The sequence below is a fragment of the Kitasatospora sp. NPDC088779 genome, assembly GCF_040685395.1.
Taxonomy (GTDB): domain Bacteria; phylum Actinomycetota; class Actinomycetes; order Streptomycetales; family Streptomycetaceae; genus Kitasatospora.
In genome coordinates this window covers 80,737-101,277 of sequence record NZ_JBFBHW010000007.1, presented here as the reverse complement: position 1 = coordinate 101,277, position 20,541 = coordinate 80,737, and the positions used below count along the sequence as shown (strand labels likewise).

General features: G+C 74.1%; 19 protein-coding genes. 7 read left to right on the top strand and 12 right to left on the bottom strand.

Going from position 1 to position 20,541, the window contains the following annotated elements:
- Positions 1-44: 44 nt before the first annotated feature.
- Positions 45-1,361: a nicotinate phosphoribosyltransferase gene (locus AB0P03_RS08590; RefSeq protein ID WP_363628114.1), complete on the top strand. Its 1,317-nt coding sequence runs from the start codon at positions 45-47 to the stop codon at positions 1,359-1,361.
- 321 nt (positions 1,362-1,682) lie between these two features.
- Positions 1,683-2,273, top strand: a complete 591-nt coding sequence (locus AB0P03_RS08585) for an isochorismatase family protein (protein ID WP_363587184.1) — start codon at positions 1,683-1,685, stop codon at positions 2,271-2,273.
- Positions 2,274-2,354: 81 nt separating this feature from the next.
- On the opposite strand, the gene AB0P03_RS08580 is transcribed toward AB0P03_RS08585, so the two are convergent.
- Positions 2,355-3,362, bottom strand: a complete 1,008-nt coding sequence (locus AB0P03_RS08580) for a hypothetical protein (protein WP_363628113.1) — start codon at positions 3,360-3,362, stop codon at positions 2,355-2,357.
- Positions 3,363-3,618: 256 nt separating this feature from the next.
- Here AB0P03_RS08580 and AB0P03_RS08575 point away from each other — a divergent pair, with 256 nt between their 5' ends.
- Both AB0P03_RS08575 and AB0P03_RS08570 read left to right on the top strand, forming a co-directional pair.
- Positions 3,619-4,215, top strand: a complete 597-nt coding sequence (locus tag AB0P03_RS08575) for a hypothetical protein (protein ID WP_363587186.1) — start codon at positions 3,619-3,621, stop codon at positions 4,213-4,215.
- Between the two features lie 714 nt (positions 4,216-4,929).
- Positions 4,930-5,370, top strand: coding sequence for a hypothetical protein (locus AB0P03_RS08570; RefSeq protein WP_063349204.1), 441 nt, complete (start codon positions 4,930-4,932; stop codon positions 5,368-5,370).
- Positions 5,371-5,376: 6 nt separating this feature from the next.
- Here the strand turns inward: AB0P03_RS08570 and AB0P03_RS08565 are convergent, their stop codons facing one another.
- The 5 genes from AB0P03_RS08565 to AB0P03_RS08545 all read right to left on the bottom strand — a co-directional run bounded on the left by AB0P03_RS08565 (position 5,377) and on the right by AB0P03_RS08545 (position 10,109).
- Positions 5,377-5,943 carry a DinB family protein gene (locus AB0P03_RS08565; protein ID WP_363628112.1) on the bottom strand — a complete coding sequence of 189 codons (567 nt, stop codon included), beginning with the start codon at positions 5,941-5,943 and terminating at the stop codon, positions 5,377-5,379.
- An 87-nt stretch (positions 5,944-6,030) separates the two neighbouring features.
- Positions 6,031-7,200 (bottom strand): S8 family serine peptidase, encoded by a 1,170-nt coding sequence (locus AB0P03_RS08560; protein ID WP_363628111.1) that lies wholly within the window; start codon positions 7,198-7,200, stop codon positions 6,031-6,033.
- Between the two features lie 149 nt (positions 7,201-7,349).
- Positions 7,350-8,795, bottom strand: a complete 1,446-nt coding sequence (locus AB0P03_RS08555; RefSeq protein ID WP_363628110.1) for a hypothetical protein — start codon at positions 8,793-8,795, stop codon at positions 7,350-7,352.
- Positions 8,796-8,839: 44 nt separating this feature from the next.
- Positions 8,840-9,265, bottom strand: a complete 426-nt coding sequence (locus AB0P03_RS08550) for a hypothetical protein (protein WP_363628109.1) — start codon at positions 9,263-9,265, stop codon at positions 8,840-8,842.
- A gap of 97 nt (positions 9,266-9,362) precedes the next feature.
- Positions 9,363-10,109, bottom strand: coding sequence for an endonuclease V (locus AB0P03_RS08545; RefSeq protein WP_363628108.1), 747 nt, complete (start codon positions 10,107-10,109; stop codon positions 9,363-9,365).
- A gap of 202 nt (positions 10,110-10,311) precedes the next feature.
- On the opposite strand from AB0P03_RS08545, the gene AB0P03_RS08540 reads away from it, so the two are divergent.
- Positions 10,312-10,554, top strand: a complete 243-nt coding sequence (locus AB0P03_RS08540) for a hypothetical protein (protein WP_363620090.1) — start codon at positions 10,312-10,314, stop codon at positions 10,552-10,554.
- A 42-nt stretch (positions 10,555-10,596) separates the two neighbouring features.
- On the opposite strand, the gene AB0P03_RS08535 is transcribed toward AB0P03_RS08540, so the two are convergent.
- Entirely contained in the window at positions 10,597-11,352 is a 756-nt protein-coding gene (locus AB0P03_RS08535) for an RDD family protein (RefSeq protein ID WP_363628107.1), read from the bottom strand.
- Positions 11,353-11,480: 128 nt separating this feature from the next.
- Positions 11,481-13,139: an RDD family protein gene (locus AB0P03_RS08530; protein ID WP_363628106.1), complete on the bottom strand. Its 1,659-nt coding sequence runs from the start codon at positions 13,137-13,139 to the stop codon at positions 11,481-11,483.
- A 461-nt stretch (positions 13,140-13,600) separates the two neighbouring features.
- On the opposite strand from AB0P03_RS08530, the gene AB0P03_RS08525 reads away from it, so the two are divergent.
- Positions 13,601-14,017, top strand: coding sequence for an SsgA family sporulation/cell division regulator (locus tag AB0P03_RS08525; protein WP_063349195.1), 417 nt, complete (start codon positions 13,601-13,603; stop codon positions 14,015-14,017).
- Between the two features lie 107 nt (positions 14,018-14,124).
- Here AB0P03_RS08525 and AB0P03_RS08520 read toward each other — a convergent pair whose 3' ends face one another.
- From AB0P03_RS08520 to AB0P03_RS08505, 4 genes are all read right to left on the bottom strand, one after another.
- Complete coding sequence (locus AB0P03_RS08520; RefSeq protein ID WP_363587195.1) at positions 14,125-15,525, bottom strand: glycosyltransferase 87 family protein; 1,401 nt, start codon at positions 15,523-15,525, stop codon at positions 14,125-14,127.
- Positions 15,526-15,750: 225 nt separating this feature from the next.
- A complete protein-coding gene (locus AB0P03_RS08515) occupies positions 15,751-17,376 on the bottom strand; it encodes a cellulose binding domain-containing protein (RefSeq protein WP_363628105.1) in 1,626 nt (541 codons plus the stop codon).
- Positions 17,377-17,711: 335 nt separating this feature from the next.
- A complete protein-coding gene (locus AB0P03_RS08510; protein WP_363628196.1) occupies positions 17,712-19,127 on the bottom strand; it encodes a HAMP domain-containing sensor histidine kinase in 1,416 nt (471 codons plus the stop codon).
- A 17-nt stretch (positions 19,128-19,144) separates the two neighbouring features.
- Complete coding sequence (locus AB0P03_RS08505) at positions 19,145-19,849, bottom strand: response regulator transcription factor (RefSeq protein ID WP_350881149.1); 705 nt, start codon at positions 19,847-19,849, stop codon at positions 19,145-19,147.
- Between the two features lie 133 nt (positions 19,850-19,982).
- Here AB0P03_RS08505 and AB0P03_RS08500 point away from each other — a divergent pair, with 133 nt between their 5' ends.
- A complete protein-coding gene (locus tag AB0P03_RS08500) occupies positions 19,983-20,540 on the top strand; it encodes a hypothetical protein (RefSeq protein ID WP_363628104.1) in 558 nt (185 codons plus the stop codon).
- Position 20,541 lies beyond the last annotated feature (1 nt).

Genomic DNA, 20,541 nt, shown 5'->3' with positions numbered 1-20,541 from the left:
GAGAAATCGTCACTCTGACGCTAAGTGGTAGTAGCATCATCCGCATGGACGCCACTTCAGTGCGCGCGGCCGGTTCGACCGCGCTCCTCACCGACCGCTACGAGCTCACCATGCTGCAGGCCGCCCTGCGCAGCGGGGCCGCGCACCGCCGCTCCGTGTTCGAGGTGTTCACCCGCCGCCTGCCCAGCGGCCGCCGCTACGGCGTCATGGCCGGCACCGGCCGGGTGCTCGACGCCATCGAGGACTTCCGCTTCACCACCCCGCAGCTCGACTGGCTGGCCGGCCAGGGCGTGGTCGACGACGACACCCTGCGCTACCTCGCCGACTACCGCTTCGCCGGCGACATCCACGGCTACCCCGAGGGCGAGGTCTACTTCCCCGGCTCGCCGCTGCTCACCGTCGAGGGCAGCTTCGCCGAGGCGGTGATCCTGGAGACGGTGATCCTCTCGATCCTCAACCACGACTCCGCGATCGCGGCCGCCGCCTCCCGGATGACCGCCTCGGCCGGCGGCCGCCCGGTGATCGAGATGGGCGCCCGGCGCGCCCACGAGCAGGCCGCCGTCGCCGCCGCCCGGGCCGCGTACGTCGCCGGCTTCGCCGCCACCTCCGACCTGGAGGCCGGCTTCACCCACGGCATCCCGACCACCGGCACCGCCGCCCACGCCTTCACCCTCGTCCACGACAGCGAGCGGGACGCCTTCCGCGCGCAGATCGCCTCCATGGGCAAGGGCACCACGCTCCTGGTCGACACCTTCGACCTGCGCGAGGCCGTCCGCACCGCCGTCGAGGTGGCCGGCCCCGAACTGGGCGCCGTCCGGATCGACTCCGGCGACCTCACCCTGCTGGCCCACCGGGTCCGCCGCCAGCTGGACGACCTCGGCGCCACGAAGACCCGGATCATCGTCACCTCCGACCTCGACGAGTACGCCATCGCCGCGCTCGCCGCCGCCCCGGTGGACGGCTACGGCGTCGGCACCAGCCTGGTCACCGGCAGCGGCCACCCGACCTGCGCGATGGTCTACAAGCTGGTCGCCCGCGCCGAGAGCGCGGACGGGCCGCTGGTGCCGGTGGCCAAGCGCGCGGCCGGCGGCAAGACCAGCATCGGCGGCCGCAAGTGGGCCGCCCGCCGGCCCGACGCCGACGGCGTCGCCGAGGCCGAGGTGGTCGGCACCGGAGCGGTCCCCGCCGACCTGGAGCCGCACCTGATGCAGGTGCCGCTGGTGCGGGCCGGCCGGGCCGTCGGCCGCGAACCGCTCACCGCCGCGCGCGAACGGCACATCCGGGCCCGGGCCGCACTGCCGCTGTCGGCCACCCAGCTCTCCAAGGGCGACCCGGTGCTGCCGACCGAACTCGTGCTCTGACCCCGCCCCGGCCGACCCGCGCGGACCGGCGGACGACCCCGGGGCCGTCCGCCGGTTCCGGGCCGCCGGTCCGCCGCAGATCGCCGGTTCGCCGGTCCGCCGTGGTTCACCGGTTCGCCGCGGTTCGCCGGTTCGCGCCGGGCGCCGGCCCGGGGTCCGCCCCAGGCCTTCCGCCCCCGCACGCCACTCCCTAGAGTCAGCCGTAGAGTTCCCCCGGAGCTCCCCGAGAACCCCCGAGCCCCGCCGCGGGCCGAGTACTCCCGAGGGCTCCCCCCACCAGGGCGCCACCACGGCCGCCCCCCACATCCGAGGATGCGAGCCATGCACCGGGCACTGATCGTCGTCGACGTGCAGAACGACTTCTGCGAGGGCGGCAGTCTGGCCGTCGCCGGCGGCGCCGAGGTGGCCGCCGCCATCACCGACCTGATCGCCGAGTCCTCCCCCGGCTACCAGCACATCCTCGCCACCCGCGACCACCACATCGACCCGGGCGACCACTTCTCCACCGAGCCCGACTACGTCACCAGCTGGCCGGTGCACTGCGTGGCCGGCACCGAAGGCGTGGGCTTCCACCCCAACTTCGCCCCGTCCGTCATCTCCGGTGCGGTCGAGGCGGTCTTCGACAAGGGCGCCTACTCGGCGGCGTACAGCGGTTTCGAGGGGCTGGACGAGAACAACCGCGGTCTGGTGGAGTGGCTGAGCGAACGGCAGGTCGACGAGATCGACGTGGTCGGCATCGCCACCGACCACTGCGTCCGGGCCACCGCCCTGGACGCCGCCCGGGCCGGCTTCACCACCCGCGTCCTGCTCGACCTCACCGCCGGGGTCGCGCCGGCGACCACCACCGCCGCGCTCGCCGAACTGCGGGCCGCCGGGGTCGAGTTGGTCGGCGCCCCGGTGGTTCGGGCGTAGCCCCGGCTCCGACTCGGAAGCGGCCCCGGGCGCGGCTCGGGCGCGGCCCCGGATCCGGGTGCGGACGGATCCGGCCCGGAGCTAACCGACCATCAACTCCACCACGTCCGAACCGCCCACCCGGTGGGCCTCGCGCAGTTCGGCGCCGACCGCGTCCCGGTCGGCCGCGAGCCGGGCGCCGGAGACGTACACCACCCGGATCCCCAGGTACTCCATCCGGTGCTGGCCGCCGCGCACCCAGGCGGCCTCGCCCTCGCTGACGCAGCGCAGGTCCGAGTCCACCTCCACGGCGACGCCCTGCTCCGGCCAGTAGAGGTCCGGGACGGCGATGTACGTGCCGCCGCGCATCCGCAGCTCGGGGCCGACCAGCGGGACGGGCAGCAGGCACTCGTCCACCAGTTCGCCGACCCGCTCCAGGACGAAGTCCCGCTCACCGGCCAGCAGTTCGTCCAGGGCCGCGCGCACCCGGGGCTCGCCGGTCAGCCCGGAATCGGTCAGCTCGGACGCCAACTCCCGTACGGTGCACGGGCCGTCGGGCCGCGAGACGGCCTCGCGCAGCAGCGCCCGCACCGGCACCGGGGTGCCACCCTCCTCCGCGGTCCACTCGCACAGCGCGTCCGCGACCGCCCGGGCGACCGGCGCGCAGGCCAGGCCGTGCACCGAGCGGGCCACCAACTCCCTTTCGGTGCGCCGGATCCGCACCTCCCCGGCGTCCTTCAGCCGACGCTGGCGGGGCACCAGGACGTCCACCCCGGTCACCGCCGGCAGCCGGGGCACCGCGGCGAATCCGTACAGCGCGAGCGCGGCCGCACCGGTGATCACCGCGCCCTCGCGGCGGCCCTCCTCGCGACCGTTCTGCGCCGCGTACAGCAGGGCGGCCCACATCCGCTGCTCCGGGGTCGGCCCGTCGGACTGCAGCAGGTACACCCGGGGCAGCAGCCGCCGCCAGGGCCCGCCGCGACGACAGTGCTCGGTGATGACCCGGGCCGGCACGCCCCGGGCGCACAACTGGCTCGCGGTGACGACGTTCTGTTGACGCTTCGCCAGCTCCTCCAGGGACGGCGGCGGCGTGGGAATCCGGTAGCTCATGCGGACACCATCCCCAACCGCTCCGACCCGCCACCGGCCACCTGACGCACTGTTACCCAACCGTCGCGAAACCGGGATCAGCTCGCACTAAAGTCCCCATACCCTCACTCAATCGGAGTAATTGACGGTCGTCAGGTTGTCATATCTGATCGAACCCGATCGCCCACCAGGCCGCCTGACCCAGAGTGACCAAAGGCATACGCCGGGAGACCCTTCAGGCGTCAAACCCGCCCCGGGAATTGCCTAGGCTTGCGTCATGTCACGTGACGAGACCGCCGGCCTCCGCGCGGCCCAGCTCCGCCTTGGCCGTCTGCCCGGATACGTCCGCCGCCCGGACCCGGCCCGCCGCAGCGGCGAACAGGGCCATACGTACAAGAAGGGCTGGGAGGTCCGCTTCACCGCCCGCAGCGAGGCCGAGATAGCCGAGATCCGCGACCTCGTGGTCGCCGCCGGGTTCGCCCCGGCCAGACCCTTCTTCAAAGGCCACCAGCTCATCCAGCCGGTCTACGGCATGGCCGCCGTCCAGGCCTACCTGGCCGCGAGACAGGCGGCCGAGGAACACGCCGCCCGCACCGCGCTCGGCCGCCGCCGACGAACCGCCGGCGGACACCCCGCCACCGGACACCCCACCGGCACCGCACACCCTGCCACCGCCGGGCACCCCAGCGGCGCCGCGCACCGGCGCGAACGCGAGGAGGCTGCCACCGAGGCCGCTGCGGCGACTGCGGTCGCAGCCGCCACCGCCGCCCAACTCGCCCGGCGGCTGGCCATCGAGTCCTTCCCCGCCCAGGTCGAACGGAGCAGCGCCGTCGACGACCGCCTCTCCCCGACGGAGGCCCGACCGCAGTCCTGACGGCAGACCACCCCACCCGCGCCTCGACCCCCGGGCCGGACGGCCCCAGGCCGCCGAGGCGTGGCCGACGTGCACGGTGGCGGCCAGCAGGCGCGGGACCGTCCGGATCAGCGCCTGCTCCGCCCCCTCGGCCACCCGGTGCGCCGCCGCCGCGGCGAGCGCACCGCCCACCCACCACCCCTGCTGCCACGCCCACCTCGGCGCGCAGCGCGTCCACCTCGCATCCACCGCGCGCATCCACCGTCCGCACCCACCGCCCGCACCCGGGCTGCGCGCCCCCGGTGGAGACATGCACGTCGGAGTCCACCCGGCCCGTCACGCCACGCCGGAACGGGCGCGACCGAAGGTGTGGTTGCGCGGACGGTTGTGCGGCCGCAGCTTCGCGCCGTGGGCGTGGACGCCAGCCTCCATAAGCCCTACGGTGGCACATCAACCGTCCTGCAACCACGGCCCTTCTGCACCCCCTGACCAGCCGCGACGCGCTCGCAACTACACCCCCCGCACCACTGCGCCACCCTCCCCCACCGATCCCCCGCCCGGCCGCCCCACCACCGCCGCACCACCACGCCCCACCGGTCGACACCGGAACCGGCCGAGCGGCGGCGGGTTCCGGGCATTCAATCCGATTGGTAACCCAGCGCACCGAGGGCATATCGTAGAGTGAGCGCAGATGATCGACCGTCAGCCACCCATCTCCCTTTCCGAGAAGCCGAGATGACCAACCGTCACGCGAGTTCCGCCGAGCCGCCCCCGAGGCCCGGTGAACCGGAGGACGTACCACTGGAGTTCGCCGCCTTCTGCGAACTCCACCGCCCCCGGTACCTCAGCTACGCCCGGGTGTGGCTGACCGAGCACAGCAGCGCGGCCACCGCCGTCCAACAGGCGTTCGCCGAAATCGCCGTCCAATGGCGCGAGTTGCTGGGAAGCTCCAACCCCACCGCGAACGCCTGGCAGATCCTGCGCAGCACCGTCGCCGACCACACCCGGCACGTGCCCGCCGCACCGGACCGCCACCCCGCCGACGACGACCTGGCGATCCTGCACTACGTCGTCGGCCTCGCCGCCCCCGAGATCGCCGACGTCATCGGCACCGACACCGCCAGCGTCGCCGGCCGGCTCCGGCGCACCATGCTGTGGGAGGCCTCCGGCTGGTGAGCCCCCTCAGACCCGCTCACCCGTCACGTCGAACAAGTGATGCACCGGGTCGTGGATCAGATAACGGGCGAACGACTCCACCGTGAACCGTGCCCCGTCACTACGGCCCCCGGTCCGCCCCCACTGCTCGCCCGCCACCCGCCCGAACGCCGCCGCCAGCGCCTCCGCGGCCGCCGTCAGTTCCCCGGCCACCACCGCCGGCACCTGCTCCCCGTACCGCTCGGCGACCGCCGTCTCGTCCTGGTCCCAGTTCGGGAACAGCGGGTCGTCCTCGGCCAGCATCAGGTCCAACCGGACCCGGAACAGCCGGAACACGTCCCGGACATGGCACGCGTACTCCAGCCCCGACCACACCCCCGGCCGCGGCCGCCGACGCAAACCCTCCTCGGCTCCGGCCAACAACGCCACCCAGGCCTCCGCATTGGCCCGGACCATCCCCGCGACGTCCTCCCGCACCACCGCCGGAACGTCCAGCCCACAATCCGGACACGGGCGTTCCAACACCCACGTCCAGTCCTTGCCGTCCGGCACGACCACACCCACCGGATCCACGCCACGCTCAGAAGCACTCATGACCCCAGCATGGCCACCCCACCACCCGCCCCACCAGCGGCAAGGACGCCAACCGCCACCAAAATGCTGCCACCCCGCCCGCAGCCCTCAGCCACCCGCACCCCTGCGCCGCCGCACCCGCACCACCCACACCACGACCGCCACCACCCCGCCGACCAGCACCCCCCACAACGCCACCCCCACCGCAACCCCGACCCCGAACCAGCCGCCCCCGCCGGCCCCACCGGCCCCACCGGCCCCAGCCGCAGGCACCACGGCCTCGCCCCCCGGCGGCTCCGTCACTCCGTCCCCCGCAGCCCCCCGCGACTCCGCCCGCCCCACCAACGGATTCTCCCGAGACTCGCCGTCCACCCCCGGATCGGCCTCCAACGCCTTCGCCGGCGCCAGCACCCCGAAGCCGTACCTGCTCCCCGGCACCGCCGACCCGTCCTGCGGCGGCGTGGCAGTCCTGATCATCCGATTGATCACCTGCCCCGCCGAAAGCTCCGGATACTTCGCCCGGATCAACGCGGCGGTGGCGGAGACGTAGGCGGTGGCATCCGAGGTGCCGTTGCCCACGCCGTAGCCGGCAGAGGTCTTCGCACTGGCCCGGTAGATCTCTGCCCCGGGGGCGACCAGTGTGGTCTCCGGTCCGTAGCTCGACTTCTCCCACAGTCGCCCCTGCCGGTCCACCGCGCCGACCGCCACCACTCCGGGGAAGGCCGCCGGGTACTCGACATGGGTGGCCTGGTTCCCACTGTTTCCCGTCGCGGCAACCATGACCACGTCGTGGTCGACGGCGTACTTGACTGCCGCCCTGGTCTCCTGGTCCGCCCCGGCGTAACCGCCGATGGACATGTTGACCACCTTGGCACCGTGGTCAACGGCGAACCGGATCGCCCGGACGAGACCGGCCTGCGCCACGGCGTCAGTGGAGTCCCAACTCACGCGGACCGGGAGGATCTTCGCCTTCGGCGCCAGGCCCATGATGCCGGCTCCGTCGCCATGGCCGTGACCGGCGATGAGACTCGCCATCCCGGTGCCGTGGCCATCCTTGTCAACCGTGCCGTCTCCGCTGTCACCGGAGAAGTCGGCCCCGGGCACCACCTGTCCGATCAGATCCTGATGGCTCGTCATCACACCGCTGTCGATGACAGCCACCGTGATACCTCCGCCCTGCGACACCGGCCACAACGCCGTTTCGGCCCGGTAGTCGCCGAGCACCCACTGCTCGTCGCGGACACTGTCCGCGCCGGCCCGACCCGCCCCGATCGCCACAACCAGACTTCCTGCCGCCAGCACGGCCAGTCCGCGCCCAAGTCGCCCGTCCCTCAAGCCCGGTCACCCCACTCAGCACAGCGACGCCCCCGTGGTCCACGAACCGCGAGGGCCCCGATCGAATCACCCGGTCGTCTGCGGACCAGGAGTCATTTCACCACGTTCGGATTGACGGGCCCTTCCGATGCCCAGGTCTGCTCGTCCTCGACCAGGTAGTCCGGCCGTTTGCGGCCGCCCTCCTTGTCCTTGGCCCGCCCCTGGGCGCCCCCGTACGGAACTGCCGACACCTGGGACGACGTGGGGACGCCCGCAGACTCCGGCCGCGGGCGATTGCGCAGCCCGAGACCGGACCCACCCTCGGTGAAGGCCCGCCTGCCGCCGGAGGCGCCCTCCCCGGCGGGCGCCCGGCCACCCGGTACGGCTCCCGGTCGTTCGCCGACACCCACCACCCCGCCCCCGACCCGACCGGCCACCGAACCACCTCTGCCCCCGTCACCCTGGCCGCCGCCGTGGACGCCCTCGGGGACCTGGCCGCCGCGGCCTGCACCGGGTCCGGCCGGTAGGTTGCCGCGGCCCCCCAGCTCTCGCTCGACGACCGCCGGCTTCTCCCTCACCCCGTCGAACAGACCCGGCGTCGTTGCGCCACCGCCCGGCCCGAACCCTCCTGGGCCGGCAGCGGTCTGGGTGCCCGGCCCCGGGGAGGCCGGCGTGCCCGTCACCCCGGTCGACGCCGGCCTCCCGGCCGCCGTCGGCGGCGCGATGCCCGCACCGTCCACCGTCGTGCCCGCGCCGAAGTTGACCGGCCCCGGCTTGACCGGTGCCGTGGCCACCCCGCCCTTGATCCCGGGCTCCGAGGCCACCGAGGTCTTTCCCGAGGCACCCGGCGACTCCGGGGCCGCACCGGCGCTGCTCGGCCTGCGACCCCGAGGCTTCGAGGGCTCCGTCTCCGATGGAGTGAAGAGGCCTCCGAGCGAGCCCATGTTGCCAACCCCCATGCCGGTCATGAGGCCGCCCACCGCAGCCGCCCCGCCTTGGTCGGCACCGGTCTTGTCGGCGAAGTCGTCGCGAGCTCCGGGCTTCGACGGAGTTCCCGGTGAGGGTGGCGGCTTCAGGGTGGGGGTGGCGATGCGGTAGTGCATGGCGAGGGTTTGCATGACGGTGGCGGCTTCGGCTTTTCGGCGGTCGGCGACGGGGATGTGTTCGTCGTCGCCGCCGAAGACGGAGGAGACGCCGTCGCCGACGGTGTCCTTGACCTTTTCCCAGGTGCTGGGTTCCTCGGGCATGTCGCGCTTGGCCTTGGCGATGGCCTCGGACATGTTGTGGAGGGTGTTGGCCGCGTCGTTGGCGTAGGAGGCGGCGTTGTTGATGCTGTCGGCGAGGTGGAGCATGCGGGTGTGGAAGGCGTCGCTGGTGGCGCCTTCCCAGGTGACGGCGGCTTCGGTGCTGGCGCGGGTGAGGGTGGCGCGGATGGCCTTGAGGGTGTCGGCGGCGTGGCGCCAGGGGTCGCCGGCGGCCATGACTTCGCCGGGGTTGAGGGCCTGGGCCATGGTGCGGAGTTGGGCGTGGCTGTAGGTGGTGAAGTCGGTGTAGGCCATGGGGGGGTCGCCTCCGTTCGGGCTCGGCCGGTGGTGGCCGGGGGTCAGGGGGCGGGTGGGGCGACGGTGTGCTCGTAGGCGGCCTTGCTGCTGGCGGAGGGGTTGGCGACGGACCAGCCGTCGTCGCCGAGTTTGAGTTTCTTCGCGGTGTGCTGGTCGTGTTCTTCGTAGGTGGTGGCGGTGAGTTCGGCGTTCTTCTGGGCTTCGTCGACGGCTTGTTGGAGTTGGTTGAGGACGTCGCGCAGGCCGTCGCGCATGGTGTTGTAGCGGTTGTGGATCTCGGTGGCTTCGGCGAAGGTGCCGAAGGCGGTCCTGCCGATGCCGCTGCGCCCGTGGGTGCCGGTGCCGTCGGCGTGGTGCTGGAATTCGGCGAGGAGGAGCCGGACTTGGGCGGCGAAGGCGCGGAGTTGTTCGACCTCGACGCGGTAGCCCCGGCCGGCGCCTCCGGTCGTACCGGTTCCTGTTGCCATTTCGGCGCCTCCCCCGTGCGTCCGTGGGTCGCTGCCGGGGTTGGGCCCCGGTGTCTCATGTCTAACACACGGGGCCCGAATTCCGCCTGGTACCTGGTCAGTTCGCAGGCGTCCTCGCGTGGAGGGCGTCGGCGAGAGCGCGGCGGCAGAGGGAGTCGGCGTGCCGGGTGGTTTCGGGGAGCCGGTAGTGGGGGGCGAGTTGGAGGGTGGTGCGGACGGCGGTGTCGAGGCTGATGCGGTGGCCGACGGAGACGTAGACGGGTTTGACGCCGGGCCGGGTGCGGAGGGCGCGCCCGACTTCTTCGCCGGTGGCGGGGTCGGTGAGCGGGGTGGTGGAGCCGCGGGGGGTGTCGGGGTCGTGGTGGTGGAAGGTGAAGGGGGTTTTGGCGACGCCGAGGGTGCGCAGGCCGGTGAGGACGCCGAGGTGGCTGGCGAGGCCGAGGCGGCGGGGGTGGGCGAGGCCGTAGCCGTCGCAGACGACGGTGTCGGGGGTGCGGGTGAGGGCGGCGAGGGCGTCGAGGACGGCGGGGAGTTCGCGGAAGGCGAGCAGTCCGGGGGTGTAGGGGAAGGGGATGCGGCCGACGGCGGTGGACTGTTCGACGACGGCGAGGGTGTCGTGGTCGAGGAGGACGGCTGCGGCGGCGACGAGGTCGTGTTCGTCGTCGTAGGCGACGTCGACGCCGGCGATGAGCCGCCCGACCCCGCCACCGCCGGAGCCGGAACCGGAACCTGAGCCGGAACCGTCGGGGTCGTCGGAGTCGTGGGTCTGGACGAGGGGGCGCAGGCGTTCCTGTTCGGCGAGTGCCTGGGCTTCGGTGGTGGGCCAGTCGGCGGGGATGGGCACGGGTGTTCCCCCGGGTGGGTGGGGCGGGCGCGGTCGGGTTCACCGTACCGAGGGGGCGGACGACCCCGGGGTGAGCCTGTGCGCCCCCCGTGCTCCCGGTCCGGCGGGTTAGCCTGGACTTACCGAACTCCCTTGCCGGGCAGCACTTCTGGGACCGGCGCCATTCCCGCTCGTTCCCCCCGACGTGCGAAGGACCCCCGCCATGCCTCGTCCGTCCGCTGCCCAGTACTGCCTCGGCTCGTTCACCGTCGTCGCCGCCACTGTGGCGCTGCTGGCCGTTTCGGGCGCCTCGGGCGTCCTGGAGGTCGCGGTGCTGGAGGGGTTCGCCCTGGCGCTCGGCACCGTGGTGACGGTGTTGTCGGTCGCCGTGTCCGGCCGGTCGGCGGCGAGGGCGGGAGCGGCCTCCCCGGCCCCGGCCGGACACGAGTACGCCCGGCAGCGCTAGCAACGCCAGTCCGCCGCCGGGCGTCGCAGCCCGCTCGGCCGGTCAGTCGGTGGTGACCACCACGGTCTTCGCGGCCTTGTCGTGGATGCACTGACGGTAGGGCTTGTCGAAGACGCCGAACATCCCGTCGATGATCCACCAGAAGGCGGCGCAGCAGATCACGGCCGGGAGGATGTAGACGGCCGCGCGGGTCCAGGCGGCGCCCTGGGTGGGCTTGTTGCCGTCGATCAGCATGGCGACGCGGACGTGCATCGCCTTCTTGCCGAGGGTCTGGCCGTCCCGGCCGAGCATCAGTCCCTCGTAGAGGAGGTAGATGCCGCAGCCGAGCCAGAACGCGCCGACCTCGCCGGAGCGGTTGCCGAAGTCGGCGAAGGGGGCCACCACGATCACGGCGACGGCCTGGACGAGGAGGTAGTCGATCAGGCGGGCGAGGATGCGCCTGGGCCAGCTGCCGATCGGCGGCATGCCGGGGACGGGCCCGGCGCCGGGGGTTCCGTAGCCGGTGGGGCCGTAGCCGGGCGGGGGCTGGTCGTAGGGGTTCCGGCCGTAGGGGCTGCCGCCGGGCGGGCTCTGGCCGCCGGTCGGGCCGCCGTAGGTGCCGCCGTACGCGCCGGGGCCGTCGGACGGGGTGTCGGAGGTGCCGTCGGACGGGCCGTCGGCGGGCGGCGGGGCGGGCGGCGGGTTCGGGTCCGACGGCCGGTCTTCCGGCGTGCCGCCGCCCGGCTGCGGGGACTGCTTGTCGAAGGAGGGCTGGCCGCCCCCCTCCGGCTGGGAGCCTGAGGGGTCGTGAGTGCTCATCCGTCGAGTAGAACATCACACATTCTCGCCGTTTGGGACATTCTGTCCGTTTTGCCGCCAGGGCCGGACGACGCCCCCGCTCCGGATGGTGCCTCCGCGCCGGGAGCCGACCGCCACGCCGGGAGGCCTCAGTCGCGGACCACCCGGGTGCGGGCGGCCCGGTCCTGCCAGCCGCGCCGGGCCGGGCGGTCGAACACGGGCCAGACCAGGCCGACGAGCAGCAGCAGGCCGAGCTGCCTCACGGCCCACCGGAGCAGCGAGCGGCCGAGGCTCAACCTGGTCCGGGCGCCGGGGGCGGCGGCGTCCGCCACCCGGATCCGGGCCAGCCGTTTGCCGAAGGTCTGGCCGGTGCGGGCGGTCGGCAGCACCTCGTAGAGCAGGCTGACGAAGAGCAGGATGCCGAGCAGGACCGCGACCTTCCCCAGCACCACGTCGTCCACCAGCCAGACCTGGACCTGGCGCCGGGTGAGGGAACTGGCCATCCTGGCCTGGTCGAGCTTCTGCTGGAGGTGCTCGGACGCCGAGCGGCCGAGCGGGATTCCGGCGGCGACGGCGACCACGAGGAGTACGACGGTGTCCACGGCGCGCGCGGCCAGCCGACGTCCGAGTCCGGCGGGCGTCACGGAGGCGGGCACGGTGGGGGCAGGCGCGGCCGGGGCGGGTCGGCGCCGCGCGACGGCCTCCCGGGCCGGGCGCACGACCGGCAGCGACCCGGCGGGCGCGGCAGGCGCGGGGGGTCGGCCCTGAGCCCGGACCGGAACCGCTCCGGCGGCGGCCGGGGCCGGGGCCGGTACGGCGGGCTCGGGCTCGGACGCGGACTCGGACTCGGACTCGACGGCACGCCCGGCCCCGCGCGCAGCCGCCGGAACGGACGCCGCGACGGGTGACGCAACGGGCGACGCAACGGGCGACGGCGCCTCCCGCACCGCCACCGCCGCCGGGACGGTCGCGGGCGCTCCAGAGGCGGCGGCCACCTCCACCCCGGCCGAAGCGGCGGCCGGCCTTCCGGCCGAAGCCCGGACCGGAACAGCAACCGAAGCGCGGACCTCCCTCGCGCGCCCCTCCTCCCCGTCGGGCGCCCCCGAAAGCACCCCCCAGGAGACCCGGTGCGGCTCGCCACCCGTCTCCATCAGCCCCCGCTGCGCCTGCGGAACGGCCTGCCAGCCGAGCTCCTCCACCTCGCCCTGGCCTGCCGCACCCCCGACCGCCGAAACCTCGACCACCGGCTCGCCCAGGACCGCTTCGCCCAGGACCGCCTCGCCGAAGACCGGCACCTCGACCGCCGCCATCTCCGGCCCGGACGCCCCAGCCACCCCGGACGCCCCAGCCACCCCGGACACCTCAGGGTTCTCGGACGCCTCCGGCTCCCCGACCGTCCGGAACACCGGCCCGCCGATCACCTCCGCCACCCGCGACCCGAGGACGAACTTCGCCCCACCCGCGGTCTGGTCGAAGTACACCGGCCCGGTGTCCCCGCCCCCACCCCCGCCGTGCGCGGTCCCGCCCCAGGACGGCTCCGGGGACGCCGCCTCCGGAACGGCCGCCTCCGGCACCGCCGGTGGCGGCACCGCCCGCGCCGTCCCCGCCGCGCCGGCGGCGGGCCGCCGGGACGCGAACCGGGGCGGATCCAGCACCTCGCCCTCGGCGGGTGCGAGCCGGCTGGTGCCCGGCACCCAGGCCGAGCCGCCCCAGTACCGGACGAAGCCGGGGATGGAGGGGTCGGGGTAGTAACCCGGCTCGGGTCCGACGGCCGAGTCGCCGGCGCCGGCGAAGGGGCGGTCCGTCATGGGGTCTTCTCTCCTGGCGGGTCCTGGCGGGGCCGACACGGCACGCCCGCCCGGCGCACCCGCGAGCCGTCCGGCGCGCGTGGGTGGGGGGCACCGCCGGTAGGCGGACAGTCGCCGGACAGTAACAAAGGGTAGTGCCTCGTCGAGGTGCCGACGGAAAGTTGGTCAATCACCGGACAGCGGAGGGCCCTCCGGGGTAAGGGCGGCCGAACCGTCCCGGCGCGCGGCGGGCGTCCGCGCGCCGCGGTCCCCACCGGTCACCACCCCGCGTCTCACCACCCGTCGCCTCACCACCCCGCGCCTCACCACCCCGCGCCTCACCACCCGTCGCCTCACCACACCCCTCGTCGAACTTCCCGAAGAAATCCCGGAAACGTGTGTAAGAGCCGGCGTGGACCGCCCTCTCAAAGGTCACCGGGCCCGGAACCGGGCAGGAACCCAAGGCCGAGAGGAAAACGATCATGGAGCGCCCCACCAGCGTGGTCGAGCACGAACTGGAGCTGAACCTGGTGCTCTCCCCCGAGCACAGCGTCCCCGTCCCGGCCCGGCTGTCCTACGGCAGCCACGACCCGTACGCGGTGCACATCACCTTCCACCTGGACACCGGCTCCCCGGTGACCTGGGTGTTCGCCCGCGAGCTGCTGGTCGAGGGCACCTTCCGGCCGTGCGGCCAGGGCGACGTGCGGATCTGGCCGACCCGCTCGGGCCGGCGCAGCGTGCTCTGCCTGGCGCTGAGCTCCCCGGCCGGCGACGCCCTGCTGGAGGCGCCGCTGCCGGTCGTCGCGGCCTGGCTGGAGCGGGCCCACCGGCTGGTCCCGCCGGGCAGCGAGATGGCCGCGCTGGACATGGACGGCTCGCTCGCGGACCTGCTTGCGTGAGCACGCGCACGACCACCAGCACGCGCACGACCGCGAACGCACCGGCCGGCCACAGCACGCACCCTGCCGGGACCTCGCGACGCGACGGGAGCCGCGCCCCCGCCGGCTCAGCGGGCCGCGGGGGCCTGCTGACGGCCGCGGGTGGCGTCCGGGCCACCGCCGTCGCGCTGTCCGGGCAGCCGGACCAGCGGTGCCCCGGCGGAGCGTCGCCTGGCCCTTATCCGGATGGCGGCGGCGAGCAGGAAGCAGAGCCCGACCCACGGGTAGACCGAGGTCGGCAGCTGGCGCAGCGGCGCCATGTGGAGGACGGCCGGCCCGAGCGGCTTGGCGGCCCACATCGCGAAGGAGAGGAACGCGAGCAGTGTCGCCCAGAAGGCGGCCCGCCAGCGCAACCGGCGGACGCCGACCGGACGGGCGTGCTCGACGGAGGCCTCGGTGGCGAGCAGGACGAGCACCGGCACGCACCAGACCCAGTGGTGGGTCCAGCTGATCGGTGAGATCAGCACGGCGGTGACGGCGGCGCAGCAGACGCCCCAGGCCTCGGCCCGGGGCAGCCAGCGGGCGCTGCGGTGGGCCCAGGCGGCGACGGCGAGGCCGGCCACCGCGACCAGGCCGGCCGCGAGGGTGGCGAGGGTGCCGGGGTCGGCGGTGTGCAGCAGCCGGGCGAGGGCGCCGCGCAGCGACTGGTTGTCGACGATCTCGGTCTTGCCGACCCGGGAGGAGTCGTAGAGGTACTTGGTCCAGAAGCCCCAGGTGGCGTCGGGCAGGACGACGGCGCCGATCAGGAAGGTGCCGAGGAAGGTGAGGCCGGCCACGAAGGCGGCCCGGACCCGGCCGGTGATCAGCAGGTAGACGGCGAACAGGCCAGGGGTGAGCTTGAGGCCGGCGGCGATGCCGATCGCCATGCCCTTGCTGCGGCGGGCGTCCGAACGGGTGAGGTCCCAGAGGATCAGGCAGGCGAGCGCGAGGTTGATCTGGCCGTACCGGAGCGTGGTGAAGACGGGTTCGAGCCAGACGCCGAGGCCGGTCACCAGGATGACGCCGATCGGCCGCAGTTCGCGGCGCGGCCAGCCGACCAGCTTGAAGGACAGGTGGGTCAACAGGGCGAGCAGCCCGAGGTTGCCGAGAGTGATCGCCACCCGGAGGAACGGGACCGGGAACCAGGTGGTGGGCACGAACAGCATGGCCGCGAACGGAGGGTAGGTCGCGGGCAGGTTCCACTCGGTGACGCGCAGTGCGTACAGGTCGGTGCCGTTGGCCACGGCGGCACCCTCGGCCCGGTAGACGATCATGTCGACCATCGAGGTGTTGACGAAGTGGCGGACCACCGCGTACACGACCAGGGAGAGGAGCGCCAGGGCCGAGGCGGCCAGCAGCGGTCGACGGGGGGCCTCGCGCAGCGCGCGGACGGGGGCGCCGAGCACGGTCCGCAGCCGGTCCGACAGGGGGGCGGGCGCGGGGTCGGGTGCGGTCCGCACCGGGCTGCGCTCGTCTTGCACCGCTGTCACCAGTCCACTCCGTCCACCGCTCGACCAATCGCCGACGATACCGGATGCGGGCCGACCGGGCCTGGGCACAGGTAGTCACGCAGGGTGACGAATGGGCCCCGACCGGCCGTACTCCGTTGCGGGCGGAGCACGGACGGCCGAGGCCACCGGGGGGAGGCTCAGGGCCTCAGCGGCCTCAGCGGCCTCAGTGGCCCCAGGGGCTCAGGGCCTCAGCGGCCCCGTGCCTCAGCCCGTGTAGGCGCCGAGGGCCCGGGTGAAGTCCAGCGGCTGCTGGACGACGCTGCTGCAGCTGGCATCGGCGTAGGCCTTGGCCCCGCCGTCGCAGGCCTTGTCTCGGGTGCCGGACCACATGGCCAGCCACGCGAGGTGCCTGGACGCCGCGAAGTCGGCGAGCTGCTTGGCGTCGGCGACGGTGAAGACCTCGCTGGCGACGTCGTTGACGCCGATCATCGGGGTGACGGCGACCTTGCGCCAGGCGGCCGCGTCGTCCAGTCCGAGCACGCTCTTGACCTGGGCCTGGGTGGCGGTGGCCGCGGCGATCGCGTACTTGCCCATCTGGCCCTGCGGGTTCGGGGCGACGCCGTCGCCGAAGTCCATGGCCATGATGTTGACCGCGCCGATCGCGACGCCGTTGTTCTTGGCGTCGGCGACCAGGTTGACGCCCTCCTGGGTCAGGCCGGAGGGCAGCGCGGGCAGTGTGAAGGAGACGTCGAGCGCCTTGCCCTTGGCGGCGGCGTTCTTCTGCAGCTGGGCGATGGCCTGGGCGCGGCGGGTGTTGGCGGCGGTGTTGGCGATCGCGCCGCCCTCGACGTCGAAGTCGAGCCTGGTCAGGCCGTAGGCGTCGACGGCCTTCTGGTAGACGGCGGCCAGGTCCGCGGTGGAGCCGCAGGCGAGGGCCAGCTCGCTGCCGTTGGCGCCGCCGAAGGAGACCCGGACGTCGCCGCCGATCGCCCGCAGGGCGCCGATCTGGGCGGCCACCGCGTCGGCGGACAGGTCGCTGACGCCGCCCCACTTGGGCTGGCAGCCACCGCCGGACACCACGAAGGCGAGGGTGTAGTTCTTGACCCCGGTGGCCTTGGCGGTGGCGACCAGGTCGTACGGCGGGTAGAGCGAGGTGTCGACGTACGGGGCGAAACCGGCCCCGGCGCCGGCCGGGGGTACGGGCACACCGGTCGCCGTGGGGGTGGCGGTCGGGGTGGGGGTCGGCGCCGGGGTGGTCGGCTTCGCCGAGGGAGTGGCACTCGCGGTCCCCGTGGGGGAGGGGGCCTCGGTGGGGGTGCCGGTCCCGGTCGGCTTGGGAGCGGTCGACACCGGAGTGGTCGGCACGGGACCGGTCGACACCGGACTGGTCGGCGCGGTGGTGGTGGGGCGGCCCGAGGGGGTGGGTGCGGTGCCGTCACCGGCCTTGCAGGAGGTGTTGTCGATCAGACAGTTGCCGGGTTCGGCCTGCGCGGCGCCGGCGCCCTGGGCGACGAAGCCGACCACCACGCTCTTGCCCGGCTCCAGCCGCTTGCTCCACGCCTCCGGCTTGACGGTGACGTGCTGGCCGGCGGCGGTGAAGGTGGCGTTCCAGAGCGAGTCGATCTTCGCCCCGGCCGGGAGGTCGAAGCTGAGCGTCCAGTCCTCGATCGGGCCGCTGTCCGGGTTGGTGACCAGGTACTGGCCGGTGTAGCCGGAGTCCCAGCTGCTGGTCCGGCTGTAGACGGCGCCGAGCGAGGCGGCGCTGGCCGAGGAGGCGAGGACGACGACACCGCCCGCGACCAGGGCGGCGGCGACCGCCGAGGCCCCGACGATCGCGCCCTTGCGGCTGCGCCTGCGGCGGCCTGGGCGGCGGTTGGGCTGGGTGGTCATGGCGCGTTACCTCCGGGGTGCCGTCGGTCGGCCGCGGTCCGGGCGCGGGTGCGTGCGGACGTCCGGGCGGCCGGCCCGGCTCGGTCGGGTGACCGGCGCGACCGACGCTAGCGGCGGCCGGGGGGCCGAACCGGCGGGCTGAGCGAGGGGAAGAACTCCCTTAGGCCGCGCTTAAGGAAGATCCCGAAGCCGACAGGGCGTCAGGCGCGCACGAAGACCGGCCACCACGGTTCCCCGGGCCTCGGCCGAGGTCGAGGGAGCGATCGAGGAAGCGGTCGAGGAAGTGGCTGAGGGAGCGATCGAGGAAGCGGCCGAGGCAACAGCCGAGGAAGCGGTCACTTCTGGAACAGCGCGCCCCGGCCGCGCCGCCGCCCCGCCCGCGCGGGGGTGCCGTCCGGGCGGGTCCGCAGCCGCAGCCGGACCTCGGCGCCGCCGAGCACGGCGGAGCGGCCGAGCGCCAGGTCGCCGCCGGTGGACTCGGCGAGTTTGCGGACGATGTCGAGGCCGAGGCCGGTGGAGCCCTCGCCGCCGTGGCCCTCGCCGCGCTTGAGGGCGGCGGCCGGGTCGCTGAAGCCGGGGCCGGCGTCGCCGACCAGGACGATCACCGAGGTCTCGGTGGCGAGCACGTCCACCGAGAAGGCGGTGCCGACGGCGGTGTGCCGGAAGACGTTGCCGAGCAGCGCGTCGACGGTGGCGGCCAGGTCGGCGCGCTGGACCGGGACGGGCGTCGCCCGGTCGGCGCCGGCCAGTTGCCAGCAGCGGCCCTCGTCCTCGGCCAGCGCGGACCAGAAGCCGACCCGTTCGCGGACCACCTCGGCGACGTCGCAGCCGACCGCGACGGCGGGCACGTCCTCGGGGTCGCGGCGGGCCGAGCGGATGATCTGGTCGACCTCGCGCTCCAGTTGGGAGACCGCGTGCCGGGTGGCGTCGGCGGCGTCGCCCTCGCCGAGCGAGGCGGCGTTGAGCCGCAGCACGGTCAGCGGGGTGCGCAGCCGGTGGGACAGGTCGGCGGCCAGTTCCCGTTCGGCGGCGAGGAGTTGGACCACCCGGTCGGCCATGGTGTTGAACGCGTGGGCGGCCTCGCGCAGTTCCTCGGGGCTGCCGGCGGCCTGCTTGCCGTCCACCGGGACCCGTACGGCGAGGTTGCCGGCGCCGAGCGAGCGGGCGGCGCCGGCGAGCCGCCGGGCGGAGGCCACGATCCGGCCGCCCATCCGGTCGGCGACCAGGACCGAGATGGCGACCAGGCCGAGCGCGACGCCCGAGAGCACCAGCCAGGCAGTGGAGACGCCGCGAGTGAGGTCGCCGTCGGCGACGAACACCTCGACCACGGCGGTGCGTCCGGTGTCCACCGCGACCGGCTGGAGCAGCGCGTAGCCGCCGGGCACCTCGACGGTGAAGGAGCGGCCCTGGCCTCCGGCGGTGGACACGTCGCCGGCGGCGGCCCGGGCCTCGCCGATGGTGGGCCCGCCGGGGCCGCCGGGGCCGGGGAGCGCGTCCGGGGCGGCCGGGGCGGGCAGGTGGACCGCCATCCTGCCCTGCCCGCCGGCGTCGGTGCTGGCCAGGGCTCGGTCGATGGCGATCTGGTCGGTGGTGATGGCGAGGGCCGGGCCGAGCGCGGCGGCCTGCCGCTCGGCGGCGGTGAAGGCGTGGTCCCGGGCGGTCTGCTGGACCATCAGGCCGAGCGGGATGAGGAAGGCCAGCGCGACCATGGTGGTCCCGGCGACGGCGGCCTTGATCAGGGCCCAGCGCAGCGAGCGCCCGAACCTCCTCATGTCCGGTGCTCCGCCAGTCCCCCGGCGGCCTCCAGCCGGACCCCGACTCCCCGGACGGTGTGCAGGTAGCGGGGGCTGGAGGCGGTCTCACCGAGCTTGCGGCGCAGCCAGGACAGGTGGACGTCGATGGTCTGGTCGCCGCCGTAGGTCTGCTGCCAGACCTCGGCCAGGATCTCCTTGCGCGGCACCACCACGCCGGGGCGTCCGGCCAGGAAGGCCAGCAGGTCGAACTCACGGCGGGTCAGGTCGAGCAGCCGCCCGTCCAGCGAGGCCTCGCGGCGCTGGAGGTCGATGGCGAGGCCGCCGACCCGCAGCACCTGGGCGACGGGGGCGGCGCCGCCGCCGAGCCGGCGCAGCACGGCGGCCATCCGGGCGCTGAGGTGTTCCCCGGAGAAAGGTTTCACCAGATAGTCGTCGGCGCCGTCGTTGAGCAGCCGGACGATCTCGGCCTCGTCGTCGCGGGCGGTCGAGATGATCACCGGCACATTGGTCAGGCCCCGGATCATCTTGAGTGCCTCGCTGCCGTCCAGGTCCGGCAGTCCCAGGTCGAGGATCACCAGGTCACAGCCGACCTGGGCAACCTCCCGCAGCGCCTCAAGTGCCGTGCCCACGCTGCGGACCGCATGACCGGTGTCGGTCAGGTGCCGGATGAGGGCGGAGCGTACGAAAGGGTCGTCCTCGACCACGAGCACTGTTGCCATGGCCCTGCACGGTACGCCATCGACGGACAGTGGTCTGTACCTCGGGGTGGCCTCCGGACATTGTGCAACTCCCCTGACTAATAACGGGGCTGCCCGGCTGCGCAGGCCCGGAATACGGCAGGATGAGCGGACGATGCGGAACGGACTGGTACAGCTCGGCGCCTGGGCGGCGGCCACCGGGGCGGCGGTGGCGCTGTCCTGGCTCGGCGTGCACGCGGTGCTGACCGGTGCCGCGTTCGAGCAGCCCACGGCCCTGCCGCTGCCCTCGCCGAGGGCCGACGGCACGCCGCACACCGCGACCGTCACCCCCGACCAGGCGCGGTCGGCCACCCAGACCGGGACCCCGACCCCACCACCGGCCTCCCCGACCGCCGCCACGACGACGCGCGGGCCGGCCCCCGCCACCACCCTCGCCGCCGCCTCTTCGCCGGCCACCCGCCGCCCCGCTCCCGCCACCACCACGGCGGTGTCCTCCGTGAAGAGCTACCCGGTGCCGGGCGGCAAGGTCGCCCTGGACATCCGCCCCGACAAGGCCTCGCTGGTCTCCGCCACTCCCGACCCCGGCTGGCAGATGCAGGTGTGGAACGGCGACCAGTGGATGCGGGTGGACTTCACCAAGGGCGAGCAGGCCAACTCGGTCTTCGTCTACTGGAACGGCCACCCGCCGGTGGTCGAGACGGCCATCCGCTGAG

Bases quoted from the DNA above. Each gene is read 5' to 3' on its own strand.
- AB0P03_RS08550 (WP_363628109.1), bottom strand. From the start codon at position 9,265: ATGGCAACAGGAACCGGTACGACCGGAGGCGCCGGCCGGGGCTACCGC.
- AB0P03_RS08530 (WP_363628106.1), bottom strand. From the start codon at position 13,139: ATGACGGACCGCCCCTTCGCCGGCGCCGGCGACTCGGCCGTCGGACCC.
- AB0P03_RS08590 (WP_363628114.1), top strand. From the start codon at position 45: ATGGACGCCACTTCAGTGCGCGCGGCCGGTTCGACCGCGCTCCTCACC.
- AB0P03_RS08570 (WP_063349204.1), top strand. From the start codon at position 4,930: ATGACCAACCGTCACGCGAGTTCCGCCGAGCCGCCCCCGAGGCCCGGT.
- AB0P03_RS08535 (WP_363628107.1), bottom strand. From the start codon at position 11,352: ATGAGCACTCACGACCCCTCAGGCTCCCAGCCGGAGGGGGGCGGCCAG.
- AB0P03_RS08565 (WP_363628112.1), bottom strand. From the start codon at position 5,943: ATGAGTGCTTCTGAGCGTGGCGTGGATCCGGTGGGTGTGGTCGTGCCG.
- AB0P03_RS08555 (WP_363628110.1), bottom strand. From the start codon at position 8,795: ATGGCCTACACCGACTTCACCACCTACAGCCACGCCCAACTCCGCACC.
- AB0P03_RS08540 (WP_363620090.1), top strand. From the start codon at position 10,312: ATGCCTCGTCCGTCCGCTGCCCAGTACTGCCTCGGCTCGTTCACCGTC.
- AB0P03_RS08500 (WP_363628104.1), top strand. From the start codon at position 19,983: ATGCGGAACGGACTGGTACAGCTCGGCGCCTGGGCGGCGGCCACCGGG.
- AB0P03_RS08525 (WP_063349195.1), top strand. From the start codon at position 13,601: ATGGAGCGCCCCACCAGCGTGGTCGAGCACGAACTGGAGCTGAACCTG.
- AB0P03_RS08505 (WP_350881149.1), bottom strand. From the start codon at position 19,849: ATGGCAACAGTGCTCGTGGTCGAGGACGACCCTTTCGTACGCTCCGCC.
- AB0P03_RS08580 (WP_363628113.1), bottom strand. From the start codon at position 3,362: ATGAGCTACCGGATTCCCACGCCGCCGCCGTCCCTGGAGGAGCTGGCG.
- AB0P03_RS08585 (WP_363587184.1), top strand. From the start codon at position 1,683: ATGCACCGGGCACTGATCGTCGTCGACGTGCAGAACGACTTCTGCGAG.
- AB0P03_RS08575 (WP_363587186.1), top strand. From the start codon at position 3,619: ATGTCACGTGACGAGACCGCCGGCCTCCGCGCGGCCCAGCTCCGCCTT.
- AB0P03_RS08515 (WP_363628105.1), bottom strand. From the start codon at position 17,376: ATGACCACCCAGCCCAACCGCCGCCCAGGCCGCCGCAGGCGCAGCCGC.